The 20,026-nt window shown below is 35.1% G+C and carries 20 protein-coding genes and 3 pseudogenes; 7 read left to right on the forward strand and 16 right to left on the reverse strand.

Translation table 11 applies throughout. The annotated features are described in order from the left end of the window. Nucleotides 1-124: 124 nt before the first annotated feature. Entirely contained in the window at nt 125-592 is a 468-nt protein-coding gene (locus tag NKR74_RS11830; RefSeq protein WP_176524569.1) for a MarR family transcriptional regulator, read from the forward strand. A gap of 174 nt (nt 593-766) precedes the next feature. On the opposite strand, the gene NKR74_RS11835 is transcribed toward NKR74_RS11830, so the two are convergent. Beyond that, complete coding sequence (locus NKR74_RS11835) at nt 767-2,851, reverse strand: hypothetical protein (protein ID WP_253629668.1); 2,085 nt, start codon at nt 2,849-2,851, stop codon at nt 767-769. A 543-nt stretch (nt 2,852-3,394) separates the two neighbouring features. Between NKR74_RS11835 and NKR74_RS11840 the strand changes: the two genes are divergently transcribed. Next, the gene (locus NKR74_RS11840; RefSeq protein ID WP_098308620.1) at nt 3,395-3,535 is read left to right on the forward strand and encodes a YrzI family small protein; all 141 of its coding nucleotides are present in this window, start codon (nt 3,395-3,397) and stop codon (nt 3,533-3,535) included. A gap of 216 nt (nt 3,536-3,751) precedes the next feature. Next, the gene (locus tag NKR74_RS24130) at nt 3,752-3,928 is read left to right on the forward strand and encodes a tyrosine-protein phosphatase (protein ID WP_141525014.1); all 177 of its coding nucleotides are present in this window, start codon (nt 3,752-3,754) and stop codon (nt 3,926-3,928) included. Between the two features lie 61 nt (nt 3,929-3,989). Here the strand turns inward: NKR74_RS24130 and NKR74_RS11845 are convergent, their stop codons facing one another. Beyond that, nucleotides 3,990-5,072 (reverse strand): AI-2E family transporter, encoded by a 1,083-nt coding sequence (locus tag NKR74_RS11845; protein ID WP_253629669.1) that lies wholly within the window; start codon nt 5,070-5,072, stop codon nt 3,990-3,992. 146 nt (nt 5,073-5,218) lie between these two features. Between NKR74_RS11845 and NKR74_RS11850 the strand changes: the two genes are divergently transcribed. Further along, nucleotides 5,219-6,028 carry an HNH endonuclease gene (locus NKR74_RS11850; RefSeq protein WP_253629670.1) on the forward strand — a complete coding sequence of 270 codons (810 nt, stop codon included), beginning with the start codon at nt 5,219-5,221 and terminating at the stop codon, nt 6,026-6,028. Nucleotides 6,029-6,276: 248 nt separating this feature from the next. Here the strand turns inward: NKR74_RS11850 and NKR74_RS11855 are convergent, their stop codons facing one another. Beyond that, nucleotides 6,277-6,369 (reverse strand): putative holin-like toxin, encoded by a 93-nt coding sequence (locus tag NKR74_RS11855; RefSeq protein WP_098308626.1) that lies wholly within the window; start codon nt 6,367-6,369, stop codon nt 6,277-6,279. Nucleotides 6,370-6,553: 184 nt separating this feature from the next. On the opposite strand from NKR74_RS11855, the gene NKR74_RS11860 reads away from it, so the two are divergent. Further along, nucleotides 6,554-7,534 carry a phosphodiester glycosidase family protein gene (locus NKR74_RS11860; protein ID WP_253629671.1) on the forward strand — a complete coding sequence of 327 codons (981 nt, stop codon included), beginning with the start codon at nt 6,554-6,556 and terminating at the stop codon, nt 7,532-7,534. A gap of 98 nt (nt 7,535-7,632) precedes the next feature. Here NKR74_RS11860 and NKR74_RS11865 read toward each other — a convergent pair whose 3' ends face one another. From NKR74_RS11865 to NKR74_RS11905, 9 genes and pseudogenes are all read right to left on the reverse strand, one after another. Next, entirely contained in the window at nt 7,633-8,106 is a 474-nt protein-coding gene (locus NKR74_RS11865) for a tetratricopeptide repeat protein (RefSeq protein WP_253629672.1), read from the reverse strand. A gap of 76 nt (nt 8,107-8,182) precedes the next feature. After that, complete coding sequence (locus NKR74_RS11870) at nt 8,183-8,890, reverse strand: phosphopantothenoylcysteine decarboxylase domain-containing protein (RefSeq protein ID WP_253629673.1); 708 nt, start codon at nt 8,888-8,890, stop codon at nt 8,183-8,185. 15 nt (nt 8,891-8,905) lie between these two features. Next, complete coding sequence (locus NKR74_RS11875; protein WP_301287688.1) at nt 8,906-9,718, reverse strand: AAC(3) family N-acetyltransferase; 813 nt, start codon at nt 9,716-9,718, stop codon at nt 8,906-8,908. 190 nt (nt 9,719-9,908) lie between these two features. Then, nucleotides 9,909-10,013: pseudogene (locus NKR74_RS11880) on the reverse strand (multidrug resistance efflux transporter family protein); the annotation flags it as partial. Between the two features lie 105 nt (nt 10,014-10,118). Beyond that, entirely contained in the window at nt 10,119-10,559 is a 441-nt protein-coding gene (locus NKR74_RS11885) for an exosporium protein C (RefSeq protein WP_253631140.1), read from the reverse strand. Between the two features lie 143 nt (nt 10,560-10,702). Next, nucleotides 10,703-11,203, reverse strand: a complete 501-nt coding sequence (locus NKR74_RS11890; RefSeq protein ID WP_253629674.1) for a GNAT family N-acetyltransferase — start codon at nt 11,201-11,203, stop codon at nt 10,703-10,705. Between the two features lie 95 nt (nt 11,204-11,298). After that, on the reverse strand, nt 11,299-11,781 hold the full coding sequence (locus tag NKR74_RS11895; RefSeq protein WP_098308637.1) for a GNAT family N-acetyltransferase: 483 nt from the start codon (nt 11,779-11,781) through the stop codon (nt 11,299-11,301). Between the two features lie 151 nt (nt 11,782-11,932). Next, nucleotides 11,933-12,499, reverse strand: a complete 567-nt coding sequence (locus NKR74_RS11900; RefSeq protein ID WP_253629675.1) for a GNAT family N-acetyltransferase — start codon at nt 12,497-12,499, stop codon at nt 11,933-11,935. A 15-nt stretch (nt 12,500-12,514) separates the two neighbouring features. Beyond that, complete coding sequence (locus NKR74_RS11905) at nt 12,515-13,225, reverse strand: nucleotidyltransferase domain-containing protein (RefSeq protein ID WP_098308669.1); 711 nt, start codon at nt 13,223-13,225, stop codon at nt 12,515-12,517. Nucleotides 13,226-13,902: 677 nt separating this feature from the next. On the opposite strand from NKR74_RS11905, the gene NKR74_RS11910 reads away from it, so the two are divergent. Together NKR74_RS11910 and NKR74_RS11915 are read left to right on the forward strand one after the other, a co-directional pair. Next, the gene (locus tag NKR74_RS11910) at nt 13,903-14,664 is read left to right on the forward strand and encodes a glycosyltransferase family 2 protein (protein WP_253629676.1); all 762 of its coding nucleotides are present in this window, start codon (nt 13,903-13,905) and stop codon (nt 14,662-14,664) included. A gap of 185 nt (nt 14,665-14,849) precedes the next feature. Further along, nucleotides 14,850-15,140 (forward strand): annotated as a pseudogene (locus NKR74_RS11915) (IS4 family transposase); the annotation flags it as partial. 101 nt (nt 15,141-15,241) lie between these two features. Here NKR74_RS11915 and cuyA read toward each other — a convergent pair. The 4 genes and pseudogenes from cuyA to NKR74_RS11935 form a co-directional block, all read right to left on the reverse strand. Continuing rightward, a complete protein-coding gene (cuyA, locus tag NKR74_RS11920; RefSeq protein WP_253629677.1) occupies nt 15,242-16,255 on the reverse strand; it encodes a D-cysteate sulfo-lyase in 1,014 nt (337 codons plus the stop codon). 96 nt (nt 16,256-16,351) lie between these two features. Beyond that, nucleotides 16,352-16,728, reverse strand: a pseudogene (locus NKR74_RS11925) (RidA family protein). A gap of 95 nt (nt 16,729-16,823) precedes the next feature. After that, nucleotides 16,824-18,305, reverse strand: coding sequence for an amino acid permease (locus tag NKR74_RS11930; protein WP_098308646.1), 1,482 nt, complete (start codon nt 18,303-18,305; stop codon nt 16,824-16,826). Nucleotides 18,306-18,535: 230 nt separating this feature from the next. After that, entirely contained in the window at nt 18,536-19,981 is a 1,446-nt protein-coding gene (locus NKR74_RS11935; protein WP_253629678.1) for a sigma-54 interaction domain-containing protein, read from the reverse strand. Nucleotides 19,982-20,026: the final 45 nt, after the last annotated feature.

Genomic DNA, 20,026 nt, shown 5'->3' on the forward strand with positions numbered 1-20,026 from the left:
TACAAATTATTTGCTTGCATTGAATTGGTATTGTTTTTATATAATATATTAAATAGGTTTCTTATCTCGTTTTATAAATATCTTATCTCGTGAGATAAAATATTATATGCGGAGGTTTATTAAAATGTCACTAGAAAATCTGTCGAGGGAACAATTATTTGAATTGTTTAATGAGGAATTACGAAACTTCAGCACGGAAACAATCATGTTCCATCAAAATATGGCTGAAAAACTGGGATTGAATTCAACGGATCACAAATGCCTGGATGTTATTTTACGGAACTATCCTATGACTGCCGGCAAGCTGGCCGAAATGACTGGATTTACGACGGGGACCGTTACTGGTGTAATTGACAGGCTTGAAAAAACTAATTATGTGTACAGAGATAAAGATTTGAACGACCGCAGACGTGTCATCATTCATGTAAATCTTGAAAAAGTGGAGAAAGAGATTCTTCCTCTCTTCACTTCTTTTAGCCAATCCATGAGAGAACTATTCAAAAAATATAATGACCAGGAGATTAAATTTCTTATTGATTTTGTAGTCCTCAGCCAAGCTATACTTCACGAAGAGTCAAAGAAATTAAGATAATATGGAAATTATTTAACTGGTAACCTTACAGATCAAGTAAGAGTAGGCATACCATGCCTTTGGAAAGACATGTGGGTAATCCAAAATAGCCAAAAACAGACTGTAGAGAAACTTTTCTCCACAGTCTGAAAAAATACCTTTTATGCCTTGTTCCCACTCATGCACATTTTACTTTCACTGAATTTCAATTACTCTGCTATTTCCGTTCTTTGCAATTTGCACTTTTGCATACAGCCCCTCCCCTTTTACAAGGGTAATAGGAACTTCACGTGTACTTCCTATCGTAACATACCCATAGTTCATATATCCTTTTATCCAGATACCTTTTTCTTTCGGGTAGTTATTAAGCTTTATTTTATCTATTCGATAACTCTCTCCCTGTCCTTTTTTCAATTTTATAAACACAGGTGTTTTTGTTTCTTTTTGTATTTCACGATTCAGCATCATTTCGTTTGCTTCCGCTTCTATTTTGAAAGAAAACCAGGCTTTTTTCACATTTCCTAATTCCTTAACTGGATTTTCTAATTCTAGTAACACGGTATTACCGTTATAATAGTTCCATTCTTGCTGTGTAACAGTACCTAATAAAATAAAAGTAGAAAGTATACCTACTAACCATATATATTTTTTCTTGTATGTTATGTTATATTTTACAATGTTCTCTTGTTTTTGCTGTTTTTTCGTTTGTAACAATACAACCCCTGCAAGAAATAACATCCAACTCAATCCATAGTTTCCAATATAATTTGTTTCATACATAATAAGATTCGTAAACAAATAAATAACGATACCAATCCGTTTAATTACAGAATCCTTTACATATAGCATGCCTAACACAAGAAGTAATGTATATCCACCATGTACGATTACAATAAACCAAGAATCTGCACCTTCGTATTTCTCTAACAAATAGAAAAATACATACATCATTCCAAACCCAACACTATTTCGTAATAAAAATTCATTTTTTCGTGCAATCGCAAAAATGAAAAATCCGATATGAATGAGTACGAGATAGCCCATACTTGTTGAAAAGTCCGCACCTCTCATACATTCACTAAGTATAATTCCTTCCAATAACCACCATAAACTATGTTGTTCTGCCTTATGTTTTGCGAACATCCAATACGCAAAAATACAACCAGCATACAACACTCCCCATATGTAATGATGATCTGTTACAAATGTTGTAATTCCCGCCATGATAGCGAAAACAAATAAAAAAACACGTAAAAATTTTGCTGTTATTTTTTTATATCCCCATATTCCAAGCACACTGAGCGTAGCGCTTACAATCATGATTACGCTGCTTTCTCTTAATGTTTCCCATAAAATAAAATAAAGACTTGCAAGGAAAAGAACACTTCCTATTGAGCTTACTAAAACATACAGCACATATTCTCCGATTTTTCGAGGATTTGTTTGTGTTTGATTCTTTTTTTCTTGCCAAGTAAAAAATTGTTGTGAAATTACGACAAACAAACCGACAAGTCCCATTAATATATAAGAGATATTCATAGTTAAATTTGTAAATAGATTGGTTATGTCTATCAATGCATATAATGACCACGCCGTTAAGATTGCACCAGCTGTTATTTTATATACATTTCCTTCTTTTATCTTTTTAAATATAATAAAGTACATGACCGTCATGAGGATTGCGCACACTACTTTGATCAAATAGTTAGGCTCTCCTCCTTCGTATAAATTTTCAAGGTACACCATCCATAATCCTAATAAACTAGTTGTGTAAAATAAATAACGCCCCGGCATTTTCAATTCAATTCGGTACCATATTAGCGAAGCGATAGTTATTATAATAGATTGCCATTTATCTGAAACAGCAAACCACGTTATTTCGTCTATCGTTGATAAAAAGAAAAGTAATGCTCCGCCTCCAAGCACATACCATTCTGCTTTTTTGTCGGTTACATAAAGATATAATGCTGGAAGTAACCAACTAACTGAGAGCCATACTTCTTCGTTTTCTACACCGTAAATATTTCGAAGCATCCAACATGACCACGCATAAGCGAGATATAAGGTTACACGCATGCCTCTTATAAACAACGTGTTCGCAAACATTAAATTTCTTATCGCGAAATACCACACTATTCCAATAACAGGTACCCCTATTACAGCTAAACTTTGATACAGCGTAGACCATGAGTAGCGCATAGTCATCGTTAAAATGATATAAGCACCAAGTAGCGACCATACTCCAAGTATTTTAAAAACGTCATCTTTCCAACCTTTCATCCCCATCCCTCCTTCTACAAGTGTATTCTTTTATACATATTTTTTACTTACAATTTATATTTTTCCAATTATTCACTTTTGTCTTAGGCAAGAAAAGGTTACTATTATTAAAATGTTAAAAGTAGTTGTTCCATCCCTCCTCACACTAATAGTTCGTTATACACCACAACATCTCCCTTAGAAATTGTACAATTTCATTAAAATTCAAAACTTTTACCCTATTTTTACATTTTAAGGTTTACAAAAGTTACCTAATTGTATATACTTACTTAAGTAAGAAAAAATTTCCAAAGGAGGTCGAATGAAATGATGAAAATAAGTGTTTATGTTGCATCTGTCTCACAATCAAATATATATTCGACCACCCATATGGAGAATTGAAAATCGCCTTTATTATGATTTAAATAATTCTGCCACAGGAGGTCGAATGCCTTCCTGTGGCTTTTTCACGCCTTGCCGCAGGAGCACTTTGTCTTCCTGTGGCTTTTTTGTGCGATTTTCGCCTTCTTACAAATTTATACACTTGAGAGGAGTAAACAGTATATGACATTTCATGTATTCTTTTTAACGATTACGATTCAAAAAACCCGTCTATCTAAAGAAGAACTTGAACATGAACAATGTGTTCAAAAGATCATGGACGAAGTAAAAGATCGTCAAATTTCGTTTTATAACCACCTTTAATTTTTTAATAACAAATAACGATGAAAGGAGATGTTTGTAATGATTTTGTCAAAGCAGCGAATTATGGTTTGGATTGTGGAGATAGACTCTGCATAACAAATCATAATCTTGTGTGAGGATGTTAAATAAACGAAGATAAGTATTTAAAAGAATTTCATTATAGGTAACTGGAGATATATTCATGAAAGCTATGAAAAAAGTCAAAAAAATTATTAGATGGATGAATCTTTTCAAATCTCACCCGAACGTTTAAAACCAATGTTAGAGGTACGGTGTGAATATTTAGATGAGATTTACAATGAAATTATAGAAAAATACGGCACTATTAAAAATTATCTTTGTCAAGTTTGTAACATACAGAAAAATAGTTTGCAAAATCTACTACTGGAATAAAATCATACTATTGGTAATAAAACATGAAAAGACCAGCTACAATACGTAACTGGTCTTTTTTCTACTTCTTATTTTTTTTCAATTGAAATAGCCTTACTACATTTAAAACGACTGTTTTCGTCACAGCATATGTTGGTACAGCTAAAATCATCCCGATAATTCCTGCAAAATTTCCGACACCAAGAATCAACACGATAACCGTTAACGGATGAATGTTTAATTTTTCGCTCATGATTCGCGGTGATAGAATATTACTTTCAAATTGCTGAACAATCGTTACGATAACAATAACCCATAACGCTTGCATCGGTGATACAAATAGTCCAACAATAACCGCAGGTGCCGCCCCAATAAACGGACCTAAGTTTGGAATGATATTCGTAACTGCTGCCACAACTCCTAAAACAAAAGCATATGGCATTCCGATAATTAAATAACCGACAAATGTGAAAGCCCCAACAAATAAACAAACCATCGATTGACCTTGAATGTATGCAGCAAGGGTTTCATTCATTTCTTTTAAAACATGACGCCCTTCTTCATGATACGCCTCTGGTAAAAAACGAACTGCTGCTCCAGGAAATTTATGTCCATCTTTAAACATATAAAACAAAATAAATGGAACTGTGAAAATAATTAATGCAACGTTTGTAATAATACCAACTAATACAGTCGCACTCGATGTAAGCGTATCTGGTATCTCTTTCAAATAATTAAGGGCACTCTTTTCTAATACATCTAGTGAAACATAATTTTGTGATGTAAGCCATTCAAATAACCTATGATGTGATAAATCTGTTATGTATTCTTTCCCCACCTGAATATAAGTTGGCATATTCTTTACTAAATCCATAAGTTGATGGGAAAGAGTTGGGACCACAAAACCAACTGCAACAGCTATTAATGCAATAAGGAATATATACAGTAACAAAATAGCCAAATTACGTGGCACTTTCTTGTTCTCTAAAAAAACAAGAACTGGATTAAACATAAAATAAAGAAATAAAGCAATTAAAATAGGGAAAAACAATGTGGAGATAAAAATACCTATTGGCTGAAATAAAAACGAAATTTTTGTACAGATAAAAATAATCGTTACAACCATCAGCACTTCTAATGTCCAAAAATGAGCTTTCGATTTCAAAAAAAAGCCTCCTTTAAAATTTCTCCTCTCATTGTAACAAATCAAAACAAAATTTTACATGCTATTTCTTCGTTCTTTATTCCAAAACATAAATAAATACACTACAATAAAGACATATAAAAATTTTCAACTAAAAGGTGATAGGTATGACGGTATGTAGTATATGTAGAGAAAAAGAAAAACAATGTATAGAACAATATGTTATTCCAGAAATGTTATGTGGATATTACTATATCGATACAGTGTGTGAAACATGTCATGAAAGAATAGTAACAAATGTAGATCGTCCATTAATTAGCCATAAATTAATACAGTATAAAATTGATCAACTTAAACATCAAATTGATTCCCCTCTTCTAGATATATATGATGAAGAATATACAAATGATGAAACTGATACCGACGAATTTCAATTTTCAAATTCCCTTATTATGAAACTATGTCAAAGACATGATATCTCACTTCATGATGAAATATGGAAAGAAGAACGAGTAAAAAAAGTTTCCGGTTCCATTCAACGCGAATTACTGCTTGATAATCGCAAATATAAAATGAGTTTATTGAAAATGGCTTATTTATTTGCTGTACATACAATAGATGGCTATTTTCATGATCCAGATGCAGTTGCCATTTCTAATATTTTATTCAATGTAGATTTTATCGAATTAAAAGATAGAAATATTGTACGAGATTTAAGCAAAAGTTCATTGTGGAACACATTAAATACCGATTGCCAAAATCATTATTTTATCTTATTAAGTGACAAAGATGGATTATTCTGTTTTATTCGCCTCTTTGATGTGTTCGATGTCGTTGTTCACCTTTCTCAAAAAACATATGACCTTCCGTCGCCAATTGTTGGTGTAAATGATACAATCAATCAAGAGTTTTACAAAAAGAGTTTAAAAGAATATATGAATGGATTATTTAAAACAACAAGCGGAATTCAATCTTAAAAAACAAGCGATATGATTACAAAAATAAGAACATACGGTCTCCTTTCTTACATAAACAGGATTATGCTATAATAACAATGAAAAGAGCGATACAATCACATAAATAAATCAAATTAGCATATGAATAGAAAAAGACTAGTGTGCGGCAACACACTAGTCCCATATAACTCATCAGAGTGGATTATTCATTATCCTATTTGTTTCTTACGAATTGAACAACCCACCTTCTATTGGCGTAGAGTGGGTTGTTATTTTTTGAGCTTGTCAATTAATAACACAACAAACGTCAACAATGCAATGAGAAAGAGACCACCTTGCAAAAGTAACGAAAGTTCGCTCAAATTATCACCTCCCTTCATTAGAGAAGTGATAATGGAACAACCACCCTGACCATGAGTTACCCTTTCATTTTATCATATTTTTCTAATTTTTACGACGAAAACCGGTAAGCTTTATGCTTACCAGTTTTTTAATTGTGTTGAAAAATAACAAATGTGACATACTATGAAAAAAGAAGGTATTCATATGCAAAGACGGATAAAAAAGGGAATAAAACGAATAAGTCTCGTACTCCTCATTGTCCTAGCAGGAGGAGTGATTTGGTTGTACGGTACAAGCGCTGGCCATAAACTTCGCGAAATGATCGGAGGATCTATTCTGTCATCACAACACCCGCAATTCGCAAGATTGCTTTTGTCAAAAAATGAAATTCAGCAATTGAACACTGCCATTTATGCACCGTCCACCCAAAAATCAAAACTTCCCAATTTTTCGTTGTCGCGTAAAAAACACCCTTTATCTGTAACTGTTGAAACGCTCGAAGATCCACATTTCACAGCAAAAATAATGAAGGTTAACGATCCGACTACCATTCATTTAGTAAGTTCCAAATATCATAACCAGGGACAACCATTATCTGAACTCATTGAACAAAATGGAGCTATTGGAGGTATCAACGCAGGTGGATTTAAAGATCCAGGAGGTGTTGGGCGCGGCGGAGAAGTCATAGGGATTGCAATTTCTGATGGCGTTATTCGTTCGGAGCCTGGATTTAGTCGAGATGCACGTAATGTTGTTTGTGGATTCACAAACAAAGGACAATTCATTACAGGAACATACTCCATTAATGAGTTAAAACATATGAACGTAACACAAGCTGTCACATTCGGACCGCAACTAGTTGTGGACGGAAAAGATATGGTGACGGATCAAGTTGAAGAAGCATATGGCTGGGCACCTCGAACAGGAATCGGACAAGATTCACAAGGGAATGTAATAATGATTGTAACAGACGGAAGATTTTATTGGAACAAGAATCATCGTGGTGCTTCTATGAGAGATATGGTATCCCTGTTCCAAAAATATGGATGTATAGATGCATTTGCCTTAGACGGTGGAGGTTCTTCAACGATGATTTATAAAGGAGAATTACAGCTTAAACCCGCAACTGAAACTTCCGTGGGAATGCGATATCTTCCAAATGCATTTGTAATCATTCCGAAATAAACAGCACTCTTAAAGGACGCTGTTTATTCAGTATTCTTAACTACCGACTGAATGTTGCACCTTTCGGCCGGTAGTTATTTACTTGTAATTCTACCATTTTATTTAAAGGTTTCATTTAACCGCTCTTTATAAAATGTAATTGCTTTTGCATATGTTTTTACATTTTCTGTTTTCACCACCACATCTAGCAGGAGTTTCATCGCCTCTTCGTGAGATTGTATATTATACTTTACCATCGATAAAAACACTTTCATGGCATCATCATCTGGATAACGTTCTATTCCCGACTCTAATGTAGCAATCGCTTGATCATATTCCCCAATACACCGATATGTACTTCCTAAACCGATATATGCACCTCGCAAACTTTCTCCTTCTAGTCCTAGTTCAATAGCTCTCTCGTAATATGGAACTGCTTCCGTTTCCATTCCCATCGCATCATGCGTCCATGCACATTGATACAAAACTTCCGGATTTTGCGTAAAGTTTATTAAACTCAACAATATCTCTCTGGACTGAACAAACTTCTTCTCATTGCGCAGTTGGATTGCTTTTTTTAATAAATTTTCCATCCTCTCGTCCTCTCATTTCGATCAATATACGCTATAGCATTTTTTCATAACATATACATATGTTCCCACTTATCCATCAATAATGAATGAGTGCTTCTTCTTTTTCAGAATGCATCAGTGCAATTTTATGAATAAGACTTCTTGCTGTATCTGTTTTATCGTTACACACTTGCACTTCACCATCTTTGGAAATAATGTAGTGATTCGTTTCATAGGTATATAGCGCATCCGAAGCATTCGCAACCATGAAATCTGCTTGTGAACCTTTCATTCGAGCTTGTGCTCTATTTACTAATTCTTGTTGATTTACACCGCTTTCTAATTTAAATCCAGCTAATACAACATTCGGATCCCATTGTTTAATTTGTGCTAATACCTTTGGAGCTTTCTTAAAATGAATAACCGGCGGCATATCGCTTGATAACTTACCTATTTCATTCATTACATTTCCGTCTCGATCGACAATTTTATCAACAATCCAGTCTGAGCCAGCCGCTGCCATAATCACAATATCTATTTTTTCACTTGTAATTATTTGTTTCATTTTATCTTGTAAATCAACAATCCCTTCAAAAGAATAGGATGAAAGATTATCATTCGCTTCAGGCTTTTCTGCAAAATAGCCGTGTAAATATATAACCGAAGCCCCTGCTTTCAAAGCTTCTTCTGCAAGAACTCTTCCCATTCTTCCTGTCGATAAATTCGTATGTCCTCGTACCTCATCCCACTTTTCTAAACAGCCGCCACTTGTAATTAGTACCTTTTTTCCCTTCATGTTCTCCATCCTTTACTTATATATTTACTTCTTTTTCTTTTGCTCTAAAAACCACTCTGTTCCAAAATCGACGACTTTTCGTTGTCTCATTAATTTACATGATGCATTTCCAATCGTTCCATATGTAACCGCTCCTGTTTCATCAAATGCCTTTCCTAGCGGCTCAAAGTCATCAGAATCATATTCGAATTCCTCATACTCTTTCCATATACGAACTCCATTTTCAATAATCGGTGCCCCAATTTGTACTTTATCTCGATATTGCGCATGAACTTCAGATAAATGAAGTGATGTATTTGAATCATGATCCACCCCAATTAGCAATATATATCCATCTAAATCATACATTTTTTGCAAAGGTGACTGTTCCCCAAAACTAGGAGAAAGCTTGTGATTTTCGGTAATTTGTTCGGCATTCTTTCCCCACGCTGCAAAACTATGTAAAGGATGATTACTTCTCTTTGTATTTGGATAAGTACGAAAACATTCCACTACTTTCCCCATACTTCGCGTTGGTGTTGTCTCTGGATGAAACGGGGGTACATTGTCACGAATAATTTTCCACCAACTTTCTGGAACAGGTGGTCTTTGCCAATTTTTCGGATCAGATAAATCACTCGTTTGCGTTGGCATAATAATTGTTCCCTCTTCTGTAACAACTTCCATTAAAGCTTCTACTACAGCCAAAGCCCCTCCGCTTACCCAGCCAATTGAGCTAAGAGATGAATGTACAATAACTGTCATTCCTTCTGTAACACCTAACTTTCGCAAATCATTTGCAATTGTATGAATCGTATTTGGTATTTTTGTTCTTGCAATTATGTCGTTTATATTCATAAAAAATCCTCCATGCTATATAGGAAATATAATTTCTTGTATATCCCATTTCCATATTATCATATTTTTCTTAATATTTAACGAAAACTAAAAGAACACCTCAAAATACAAAGAGAGTATGAATGGTTGTTTTCATACATAACCTCTCTTTTATACAATATAAAAAAGATGACCATTTAAGATCATCTTCTCAAACTGTTATTTTTTCCTCTTTTTTCTCCATAAACGTCACATAACTATGTAAAATCAGCCCAACTATAACAAGACTCATTCCAATCCAAGACATAGTCGACGGAAATGAGGACTGATAATAATAATTTTATTATAATCCTGCTTTCATTACCAAAAGGAAGGGAGAAGCCCCCCCCTACACAATATCCCAATTTATATTCATTATATATTATTCATCACGATCATGGTCGTTTGCTATAGCTAAAGCACTAAAAGACAGTGGTCCGACAACAGCTGCTGTTGTATTATTAGTAATATTCTCAGCAGTTACACGATACATATGAGAACCAGGTTTTAGACTCTTGTCTATAGCTTGAAATGTTACGATATAAAATTGTTCTGAGTCATTAGATTCTATCCCTTGTTGAGACACAAAGATCTCTTGATCATCACGAAAAATTCTAAACACAACTTGAGCGATACCAGTAATCCCTTTTATACCAACAGTGAAAATCAGTTCCACATGATTTTCGCGCACATGTTTTCGCGGAATATGAACACGTAGTTCTGCTAATTTAACTTTTTTTGGAGATTGTGGAATATTAAAAGCTTTTGTTTCATCTATCTTACGAATCGGCTCTGTTGCTTGGTAATCAATAATTCGAACTATTCTAGTCACCTCCTCTACCTCTATTTTAAAACATGTGATAGAGATAGAGTTTGCTTGGATATCTATTATTCTCTCAATTTTTTAATATTATAAAAACATTAGCTGAGCCAATTGAATCTACTTCACTTTTTTATGTATATTTCTTATAAAAATAACACCATATATTCTTCATCCCGATATATTTCACCAATTTTCAATGCCTTTTTTTCTACACCATACGTTTCAAATCCAATTGAATGATATAATTTTTTAGCCCCAATATTGTCAGAAACAACCGATAAACCAATTTGTTCTATATTTAGAGTCTTTGCCTTTTTCACGATTTCGCGTATTAGATTACGTGCATACCCTCTTCCTCTGCTTTGAGAACTTACATACATCCCTACGATGTGTCCTTTATGGCGGAGTGCTGCTCTTGATTCTGTTAATAGTGTTACAATTCCCACTAATTTATTCTCCTCATCAAAGGTCCCGAACGTATAGTTACCTTCTGCTCGTAAATTTTGTGCCGCTTGCTTGATTGGTTCTTTCTTTTGAATGGCTTCTTCATATGTAGTAACGTATGCCTCTGAGTTTTTCTGCAATGCTTCTAAACGTAAATTCCAATACTTTTCCGCATCAGTTTCAGTTAAGATTCTAATCATTATGCTACTTCCCTTCTTTTATGCAAAATTAGATATTTTCCTTTTATGTCATTAAAAATTTAAAGTTTACATAATATTATTATATGTATTTTGTATTATAACTCTAATCCATAGCTTTCTATAACAACTCCCATGTTTAACTTTCTTATCATGAATTTCTCTGGTTCTGTAATTTTCTCAAATCCATACTGCTCGTATAACGTATGAGCATCTTGTGTAACTAACATAAAGCGGGTGCCTTTCAGCTTTGGATGTTTTACAATTACCTCTATTAACCACTTGCTTAATCCTTTTCCTCTATATGCAGGTAAAATAAAGACATCTGCTAACCAAGAAAAGCGAACAAAATCTGTGATGACTCTTGCAAAACCTACTTGTTGATTCGTTTCGCTATCATATACACCATAACAAAGCGGCGAGTTTCTAATCGCTTCTACAACTAATTCTTTATGCATTCCTTTTGCCCAATAGGAATCATTACTGAGAAAACTATGAATTATATCAATCTGCAACAAATCTTTATTTGTTGAAATAAAATAACCATTATTTTTCTCTACATTTAAAGTAGTTCCCTTCATTTCAAGTTCCTCCTTATTCTACAAAGATAAAGGTAAATGTTTCGGAATAGAGTCTAGAAATTCTGTTGTATGTTTCAATGTAATAGAATACGAATATTGTTTAAAATGTAATGTTTCTGGCCATGTATTTATTACTTCAATAGATACTTTATTATTTTTGATAGTATATACTGTTATCACTCCGTAGCATTTCCATAAACTCCTCTTTCAGCATACTAAAACGATAACGATTAACAAATTCTCCTCGTCTCAGTCGATCTTTTCTCATTAATCCTTCACATACAAATCCAGCTCTTTCATAACTTTTCATTGCTTTCGTATTGTCTGCATCTACTCGCAGCCAAATTTTTTCTAATTTGAATTGTTCAAAGCCAACTTGCAGCATTTGATATAATGCTGCTATCCCATATCCTTGTCCCCAATATCGCTTATCTCCAATCGCAATTCCTAGTTCTGCATTTTTATTTGCTTTATCAAAATTTTTTAAGTCTACCCACCCAATATGCACACCTTCCTCAGAACAAATCGCTCTTTGTTCATACCCATTTGTTCGATTGATACACATTTCAATCCATCTTCTTGTATCTTCACATGTGAATGGTGGATATTGATCTGGAACTACTAAATATCTCGTTACCTCTTTATCTAATGACCATTGATAGCGGTCTTCTATATCATCTAATGTTAATTCCTTTAATTGAATATTTGGTAAATTCATTGTTGTAATTGCTCCTCACTTTTCAACCTTCCCAATACAAAAACCATCAAAGAGCCTTCCTCCGTACATGTCTAAAATACCATTCACAAATACAATCACTTGCTCTTTCTCGCCTGTTTTATAAAATTGTTCAAACACTGCTACAAACTCTTCGGCAAACTGTTCATCATATTTCTTCAATGTCTTCATAAACCACTTCGATTGTCCCATCCAACAATTATTCATTCGTAAAATAAACTCATGAAGGAGAGTGGCAAGATGACTTACGATAAACAATTCATCTTCTCGTTTTGCTGCACCAATAAGGTCGTCTAACACATCTGTAATAAAATAACGTTTCTGCTGTATCATTTCTTTTGTCCAAGGTTTTGGCCCCTTTTCCAATAGGTACTGCGCCTCTTTTTTTATAGCTGGTATGATGCCCTTTGTATCTTTTAACACAATTCCTTCCACAACAAGCTGTGGCAAAGAAGGACGACCACGTTTACAATCACTCGCAAAAAAATCTTTATAAGATGTAAAGTTGTGCACAAACACCTCAATAGGCCACCCGTGAGCTATGAAAGATTCACGATATGCAGACGGAAGCTTGCCATCAAAAATAATAATATCTAGATCCGAAGTTTTCGTTCCCTCTCCCCTTGCAATGCTTCCTCCTAAAAGAGCCGCATCACATGTTGGAAATTGAGATGCTAGAACTTGTTTAGCTGCCTCCATTGGCCCCATTTTCATATATATCCCTCATATTTCGTTTTTATTTTTTGGTTCTCTCTGGCTTTTATCTAACACTTACGATATATTCGACGTCTATTTCTTTTTTTCCTATTTTTTATAAGAAAATATGGTATGTGAAATTACAAAAAATATGTACCCAAAATGTTACTCCTCTTAATCATTGTTTAGGCAGTAAAATTCCTCTTGGTACAGCCAACCATTAATAAAAGAATGACAAATTTCCCACTGATTGCAACTAAATCTTCATTTTGAAATTATCACATTTGTATAGGTACATCTTAAGTTAACTCGGACAAACTCTTAATGATCCTATACAGCTTGCTGTCTACTAAAACTATATTTTATTAGACTACGGTGGCATGCACTCTTCCCTCTCTTTAACCGCTCAGTTTAGCTGAAGGTTTTCATTTTAGTTGTAGAAGGATTTATGATATGTTAGTATACCTATTTCTGAAATTTAATTTACATATTTTTTATGGTACGTGAAATTATATATGTTTGATTTATAAAATATGGATGAATTAACAACATAAGGTTTTTATTAGAGATTAAAAGACAATGTAAACTTTTTATTAATAGTTTACTTTCATTTTCGATAATACAACTCTGTAAATGTTAATATATGTTATATATAGTAAAGATTCACTTTATAAAAAGGGGTGAGTATTATGACTGAAACAAACGAATCTTCCGGAGTCGATTTAAAAAAAGATGTGAAGTTTTCTATTATAATCCCTGCACACAATGAAGAAAAGTACATTAGAAAATGTTTGGATTCAATTGCAAAAGCATCAGAGGCATATAAAGATCAAACTGAAGTCATAGTTGTTTTAAATCGTTGCACAGATAAAACAGAGGAAATAGCAAAGTCGTATAACTGTATTACATTAAAAAATAACGATAAAAACTTATCCAAGATCCGAAATGCAGGGGCCGAAATAGCTAGCGGAGAAATAATCATCACTATAGATGCTGATAGCCAAATGACAGAGTCTATGTTGTCTAATACAGACAAATATTTAGCTTCAGGTAAATACATTGGCGGCGGAGTAACTGGAAAGTTTGAAAGAATATCTTTAGGAATATTCGTTTCCGCAATATTAATAATAATCCCCTTATCTTTTAAGTATGGAGCTATATCTGTAGGGATTTTTTGGTGCTATAGAAAAGACTTTATGGCAATCAACGGATTTAATGAAAACATGCTTATGGCAGAAGATGCAGATTTCGCTAAACGGTTAAAAGAATGGGGAAAACAAAATAATAAGAAATTCGGTACAATTAAAAATGGAATGATAACTTCATGCAGAAGATTTGATAAATATGGAGACTGGGCTTTACTTAAAAATCCAAAAATAATCCTAGCCTATCTAAAAGGAAATGATAAAAAATACGCAGATAAAACATATTATGATAACCAAGAAAGATAACTGTGAAGATTCCTAAACAAATCATCATCAAATGAACTAGTGAAACAAAATAAATAAAATGTAAACTTTTGTATAGAAGTTTACACTCATTCCCTTGATTTTATTGAATTTATCGCAACTTACTTATTTTTTTCAAAGACAACTAGAAAAGTATGTATTCAAAACGTGATAAATAAAAAAATCATATTAGCATTCTTCTTTGTTCCTCTACTATGTACAAAATACATCAACTACTCCTCATTAAGAAGAAACAAGAGCAAAGTGAATATAAAACAGTCTATACCATCAAAAATTACTACCTACTTATATATCAATCTCTACAACAAAATCCCCAAGAACTATCAAAGATCTTCCTTTGTTTGTTCAATCTCTTGCATAAAAATGGACGAAAGTCTCATCGTTACGAGAAGAAAACAGTCTTTGATATCTTGGGGGTCATATATAACTATTCCGTATTTCGTAATAATGTAGCTTAAATAAAAAGATCGAAACCCGATAGGATTTATTTGTATGCAAATTTTTAAATAGTTTATATTAATTATTTAGAAAGCGAAAAAAAATCTAGTTGAATTTATTCTTAATTAAGCTTAGCTGAATGGGCAAAGAGCGAAGTATTGGCGTATAACGCTGAGGCACCGCCAGAGTGCACAAATAGGATGTTATCGTCCGGCTTAAAGATGCCTGTTTGTATTAAATCAATGAGTCCCGCTGCTGCTTTACCTGTATATACCGGATCCAGCAAAATCCCTTCTGTTCTTGCCATGAGCTTGACAGCTTCCACCATTTCAGGCGTAGGCAAAGCATAACCTGGTCCTACATACTCATCAAAACACGTAACAGCCTCACGAGGGATTGAATTTGGTATGCCAATGTGTGCTGAAGTTTCTTTAACAAGCTGAAAAACTTTCTCTTCTTGTTCCTCTTTTCCTCTGCTTACATTTATTCCGATTACCGGTATTTTACTTTGATTTCCATAAAGGCCAGTCACCAAACCTGCATGCATTCCTCCACTACCGCTTACACAAACGACAGCATTCATATTAACTCCTTGATCAAAGGACTGTGTCAAAATCTCCTGAGCGCAGGCAACATATCCCGTTGCACCAATGACATTCGATCCCCCAACCGGAATTATATAAGGTTTATATCCCTCTTCCGTTACCTCTTTAGCTACTTTCTCCATTTCTTTCATCAAGTCCGTCCCATTAGGCACAACCTTAACTTTTTCAGCTCCCAGTAAATGATACAGAAAATAGTTACCATTAAAATCTGGCTCAGAATTTGTTAAAAGCCCATCTTCCAATACAAGTATACACTTCATTTTCTCTTTAACGGCAGCGGCCAGTGTTAAACGGCAATGATTTGATTGAATGCCTCCACATGTAATTAATGTATCCGCACCTTTTTTCAATGCATCGGCAACAAGGAACTCTAGTTTTCTTGTTTTATTTCCACCAGCCGTCAGCCCAAGTGAATCATCTCGTTTCATATAAACGGAAGGGCCCCCAAGCACTTCAGAAAAATGATGTAATTTCTCAATGGGTGTATATGTTGGTGTATATCGCCGTCTGGGAAATTGCGCTAAATTCATATTAAATCTCCTCCTGTATTCTCTGTTTAAGACTAGCCATATATAAATTAAAGAAAAGAGAATATCAATCTGACGTTCTCTTTTCAATTACCATCATTAAATCATAGCAACCGCTTCGATTTCAATTAAAGCATCTTTAGGTAAACGAGCAACTTCAATCGCGCTTCTAGCCGGATAATTCTCGAAAAAAATTCTCCATATACTTGATTCATCGCAGCAAAATGATTCATATCACTTAAAAAAACCGTTGTTTTTATTACCTGCTGTAAGTTTGCTCCCGCCGCTTCTATAACTTGCTTGAGATTCTCCAATGACATCCTTGTTTGCTCCTCGATCGTATCAGGCATTTCTCCGGTTTCAGGATGAATTGGTAGCTGCCCTGAAGTATACACTACATTTCCTGCTTTAATACCTTGTGAATAAGGACCGATAGCCTTGGGAGCTTCTTTGGTTACGATTGATTCTTTTATCATATTAACCACCTCTTTTTTTAATATAATCTCATTTAAACGAAATTTTGTTTCATGTTCCTCTGAAAATAAGCGCTGTACATTACATACAGCTTTCCCTATGATTCTTTACGTTCAAAATCACATTCCATAAGAGGAACCACTTTTGTTTTCTTAATGATTTTATAACCAAGCCAGAGAAGCAAGAAAATAGGAAGACCAATATACGTCGCCAGAATTTCTGCCCAGCTAATTTGATGTCCGGAAAAAAGATTCTGTCCCAAAATAAAAACTACAAAAAATAATAGCGTAATAACTGGACCCAGCGGATACCATTTGGCTTTGAACGGCAATTCATTTAAATCTCTTCCTTGTGCCACATATGCCTTACGAAAACGGTAATGACTGACGGCAATACCGAACCATTTGATAAATCCGGTAAGAGCAGAAGCATTTACTAGCCAAATAAAAACCGAACCATTCCCAAAAAGGGAAGCCAAAAAGGAGACAAGTCCTAAAATCGCCGTCGTGCATAGAGCCCACATGGGAATTCCCTTCCGGTTAAGCTGCGCAAAGATGCGTGGTGCCTTTCCTTCTTTCGCCAACGCCCATAGCATACGTGAAGACGCATACATTGCTGAATTCGCTGCTGATAAAACAGACGTAAGGAGCACGGCATTCATGACGGAAGCAGCAAATGCCAACCCAGCTCTTTGAAGAACGAGTGTGAATGGGCTGATAGAAACATTTTGAACGCCCGATTTAAGTAGGTTCGGATCTGTATAAGGGATAATCAAGCCGATAACAAAAATCGTCAACACATAAAAGATGAGGATTCGCCAAAAGATTGAACGAATCGCTTTTGGTACGTTTTTCGATGGATTATCAGTTTCACCAGCGGCCGTCGCAATCACTTCGGTTCCCTGAAATGCAAAACCGGCAACGAGCACTACACTAAAGATAGATATAAGCCCGCCATGGAAAGGAGCATCTCCTTGTGTAAAGTTACTGAGCCCGACCGCATGTCCTCCCATAATCCCAAAAATCATGGCAACCCCAATAACGAGAAACACGATGATCGAGATGACCTTAATACTGGCAAACCAGTATTCACTTTCCCCAAATGCCTTGACTGATAAAACATTTAAGATTAGCAACAACCCCAGAAATAGTGCGCTCCACAAAAGAGAAGATACGTTTGGAAACCAATACTTCATAATAAGGGTAGAGGCCACCAAATCCGCAGGAACCGTAATCGCGGTTGTATACCAATAGTTCCAACCTAACGCAAAGCCTAACGCAGGATCAACATACTTTGAGGCATAGATGTCAAAGGCCCCTGGGACCGGTAAGAAGGCCGATAGCTCTCCCAAACTATTCATGACAAAATAAACCATGATTCCGACCAGAATGAATGCAGCAAGCGCTCCTCCCGGCCCTGCAGTGCTAATCGTTGATCCGCTGGATACAAACAATCCCGTTCCAATAGCGCCGCCAATAGCCATCATCGTTAAATGTCTAGATTTCAGCTTCCGTTGTAATGATCCGTCTGAATTTCGCTTTTCAAGGACGTTACTTAACTCTGCTTCTAATTTCCCCATAGCATGACCCCCTATTTACTCATATTTCAAATACAATTTGTATGCTGGCGTATCTGGCTGTTTATCTCTCTTGTTCAATTTTTAGAAATTTCAGTTATTTGAAAAGATGTCTCTCCTTCTTTTGTCCTCACCCCTCTCTGAAAATACAGGCGAGAAAATGATATAAGCACTCTCCCTCTTGAATTTCAATTAACTTTTAATCAAGAAAAATAGTTATCTTATTAATGAAGTTAACATAATTTATATTTTTCCAACTTGCGATAAAGAGTAGACAGGCTAATCTGTAGTTCCCGAGCAATTTGTTCTTTATCATTTCGATATTTTTCAGCTAGGAAGTAGCTCTGGATCACGTCTTTTTCATATTCTGAAATCATTTGTTCTAAACTCAATCCCCTACTCTCGACTGAGAGATGATCCTTTTGAAATACATAGTCAGGTAAATCATGGAAGCCGATAATATCTGATTCGGCCATATTGACCATATATTCTACAGCGTTTTCTAGCTGCCGTATATTCCCCGGCCAGTCATAGTGTATAAGCCATTGTTCCAGCATGGGATCAAGTCTCATTGGATACCTTTGCATGATCTTGCAATGTTTATGAATGAAATGTTCGAGATACAAGGCGATATCATCACACCGCTCTCGCAAAGGTTTAGTATGGAGGGGGATGACATTGAGACGATAGTACAAATCCTCGCGAAAGGTTCCGTTCTGCACCATTTCTTCCAGGTTTCGGTGAGTGGCCGCAATCACCCGTACATTAATCCCGATTGCTTTTTTTCCACCGATTCTTTCAATCTCTCTTTCCTGTAAAACCCGTAATAATTTTGGTTGCATAAAAAGGGGCATATCCCCAATTTCATCAAGAAAAATGGTTCCATTGTGTGCTAATTCGAATTTCCCTATTTTCCCATTCCGTTTTGAGCCGGTAAATGATCCCCCCTCATAACCAAACAACTCACTTTCCAACAAACTTTCAGGTATGGCGGCGCAATTGACAGCTATAAATGAATGCATTCGGCGCTTACTTTCAAAATGTATCGCTTTGGCTAATAATTCCTTCCCCGTACCACTATCTCCCCTAATCAGGACAGTAGATGGGCTGTTTATAATCCGTCTTGCTTTTTTAATCACATCTTGAAGCCCAGAATCTTTACCAAGAATGTTTTCAAAAGAAATGGCTTTCGGAGGGGTCGGGATATCCTCTTGAATTTTGCAACCCGTTTCTTTATTAAGGTCCAGCATTGCTAATTTATTGACTAACAATATACTGACATTGCTTAAAAACTGTATCAGCTTCTCTGCTTCTATAAGCATTTTTTCCTTTTGTTCATGGGAAAAACCAATCATGCCGATGACGCCAACTGTTTTTTCTTGCTTTACAATAGGAAAACCGATGGTAGCGAGTTCTTTGCATTGATTCACGAATTTACAACTCAGGCATTGCGACTCATCTTTTTTTACATCATAGATCACTCCAGGCTCTCCTGTTTCTAATATCATTCTGAAAAAGGAGCCTTCCGGAGCCGCTTTGCCAATGAGCTCTTTATAATAGCCAGTCCCGCTAATGCGAACGCCCTTTTCATCAAGCACAGTTATATCCAAACCAAGGATTTCTGCCGTGTTCTCAGCGTAGTCTTGAATAAATTGCTGTATGCCAATAAAGCCTGCCATATTATCCTCCTTTGCTATAACGTTATATGGAATAATAAAACCATT

The organism is Bacillus sp. 3103sda1 (genome assembly GCF_024159135.1).
GTDB classification, from domain to species: Bacteria; Bacillota; Bacilli; order Bacillales; family Bacillaceae_G; genus Bacillus_A; species Bacillus_A rhizoplanae.

Bases quoted from the DNA above. Each gene is read 5' to 3' on its own strand.
- NKR74_RS11830 (WP_176524569.1), top strand. From the start codon at position 125: ATGTCACTAGAAAATCTGTCGAGGGAACAATTATTTGAATTGTTTAAT.
- NKR74_RS11835 (WP_253629668.1), bottom strand. From the start codon at position 2,851: ATGAAAGGTTGGAAAGATGACGTTTTTAAAATACTTGGAGTATGGTCG.
- NKR74_RS11840 (WP_098308620.1), top strand. From the start codon at position 3,395: ATGACATTTCATGTATTCTTTTTAACGATTACGATTCAAAAAACCCGT.
- NKR74_RS24130 (WP_141525014.1), top strand. From the start codon at position 3,752: ATGGATGAATCTTTTCAAATCTCACCCGAACGTTTAAAACCAATGTTA.
- NKR74_RS11850 (WP_253629670.1), top strand. From the start codon at position 5,219: ATGACGGTATGTAGTATATGTAGAGAAAAAGAAAAACAATGTATAGAA.
- NKR74_RS11860 (WP_253629671.1), top strand. From the start codon at position 6,554: ATGCAAAGACGGATAAAAAAGGGAATAAAACGAATAAGTCTCGTACTC.
- NKR74_RS11865 (WP_253629672.1), bottom strand. From the start codon at position 8,106: ATGGAAAATTTATTAAAAAAAGCAATCCAACTGCGCAATGAGAAGAAG.
- NKR74_RS11870 (WP_253629673.1), bottom strand. From the start codon at position 8,890: ATGGAGAACATGAAGGGAAAAAAGGTACTAATTACAAGTGGCGGCTGT.
- NKR74_RS11875 (WP_301287688.1), bottom strand. From the start codon at position 9,718: ATGAATATAAACGACATAATTGCAAGAACAAAAATACCAAATACGATT.
- NKR74_RS11890 (WP_253629674.1), bottom strand. From the start codon at position 11,203: ATGATTAGAATCTTAACTGAAACTGATGCGGAAAAGTATTGGAATTTA.
- NKR74_RS11895 (WP_098308637.1), bottom strand. From the start codon at position 11,781: ATGAAGGGAACTACTTTAAATGTAGAGAAAAATAATGGTTATTTTATT.
- NKR74_RS11900 (WP_253629675.1), bottom strand. From the start codon at position 12,499: ATGAATTTACCAAATATTCAATTAAAGGAATTAACATTAGATGATATA.
- NKR74_RS11905 (WP_098308669.1), bottom strand. From the start codon at position 13,225: ATGGGGCCAATGGAGGCAGCTAAACAAGTTCTAGCATCTCAATTTCCA.
- NKR74_RS11910 (WP_253629676.1), top strand. From the start codon at position 13,903: ATGACTGAAACAAACGAATCTTCCGGAGTCGATTTAAAAAAAGATGTG.
- cuyA (WP_253629677.1), bottom strand. From the start codon at position 16,255: ATGAATTTAGCGCAATTTCCCAGACGGCGATATACACCAACATATACA.
- NKR74_RS11930 (WP_098308646.1), bottom strand. From the start codon at position 18,305: ATGGGGAAATTAGAAGCAGAGTTAAGTAACGTCCTTGAAAAGCGAAAT.
- NKR74_RS11935 (WP_253629678.1), bottom strand. From the start codon at position 19,981: ATGGCAGGCTTTATTGGCATACAGCAATTTATTCAAGACTACGCTGAG.